The sequence below is a fragment of the Algoriphagus chordae genome (genome assembly GCF_003254055.1).
In the GTDB taxonomy this organism is placed as follows: domain Bacteria; phylum Bacteroidota; class Bacteroidia; order Cytophagales; family Cyclobacteriaceae; genus Algoriphagus; species Algoriphagus chordae.
Window position 1 is genome coordinate 1 of record NZ_QKZT01000045.1, and the last position, 1,349, is coordinate 1,349.

1 protein-coding gene is annotated in these 1,349 nt (G+C 46.3%); it reads left to right on the top strand.

Annotated elements, in window-relative coordinates; genetic code table 11:
• The first annotated feature begins 65 nt into the window (after positions 1–65).
• Entirely contained in the window at positions 66–1,283 is a 1,218-nt protein-coding gene (locus LV85_RS21950; protein WP_111323493.1) for an IS256 family transposase, read from the top strand.
• Positions 1,284–1,349: the final 66 nt, after the last annotated feature.

A 1,349-nucleotide genomic window follows, 5' to 3' on the forward strand; every position in this document is an offset into this window, starting at 1 on the left:
GAGACTGTAATCTAAACTCTGTCTAAGACTTTGAATTTTAGTTAAAGTTTATAAGATAGAGCAGTATGAAAGAACAAGAATCAGCACTCAAGAAAAAAGTATTAGATCAGTTTTTATCAGGTGAGAACCTTTTCGGGAAGAACGGAGCACTTTCACCAATTCTGAAGGAATTTTTGGAAGAGTCTCTTCAGGCCGAGATGGATGAGCATCTCCGTGATGAAGATAAAGGTTGGTCCTCGGGTAATAAGCGCAACGGAAAAGGCACTAAAACGGTGAAGAGCAACGTTGGCGAAGTGACGATAGACACCCCGGAGGACCGGCACAGCAGCTTTGAGCCTAAGATCATCGAGAAGCGCCAGCGGATATTGGCAGACAATCTGGAAGAGCAGATCATCGCTCTTTACGGCATGGGTAATAGCCTACGTGACATCTCCGCCCATATCAGGGAAATGTATGACACCGAAGTATCCACGCAGGTGATCAGTGATATTACCGACCGTGTCATCCCAAAGGTAAAGGAATGGCAGAACCGCCCTCTGGAGGAGGTCTACTGCATCGTATGGCTTGATGCTATGCACTTCAAGGTACGGGAGGAAGGCAAGGTGAGGCACAAGGCGCTTTACAATGTGCTTGGAATCAACAAGTCGGGAAGAAAGGAAATCCTGGGGATGTATCTGTCAGAAAGTGAAGGAGCGAACTTCTGGCTACAGGTACTCAGCGACCTACAGCACCGAGGTGTCAGTGATATCTTAATTGCCTGTACAGACAACCTTACAGGTTTTCCTGAGGCAATCCATTCGGTTTTTCCCAAAACGGAGATTCAGTTGTGTATCGTCCACCAGATCCGCAACAGCCTGAAATATGTAGCCAGTAAGGAACAAAAGGAGTTTGCCCGTGACCTCAAACTGGTCTATGGTGCAGACACCAAAGACTTGGCAGAGTCCGCTCTTCTGGATCTGGAAGAGAAATGGGGGAAGAAATACCCGGTCGTACTCCGGTCTTGGAACAGTAACTGGGAACGACTTAGCGCCTATTTTGCTTATACCAAAAGCATCCGCAAGATGATCTATACCACTAATGCAGTCGAAGGGTATCACAGGCAGGTTAGAAAGGTCACCAAAACCAAAGGCGCATTTACCAGTGATATGGCATTGTTGAAACTCGTCTATCTGGCGACAAGAAGGATCGAGAAAAAATGGAGTTCCCCTTTACACAATTGGGGCTTGACTGTCCAACAATTAGCCATTAAGTTTGAAGGAAGGCTAAAGTTGGATATAAATTAATAAATTAGTTCCCTTCCCTTGGGGTACCCCAAGGGAAGGGAAGGACAGAGTTTAGCTAACACTCCC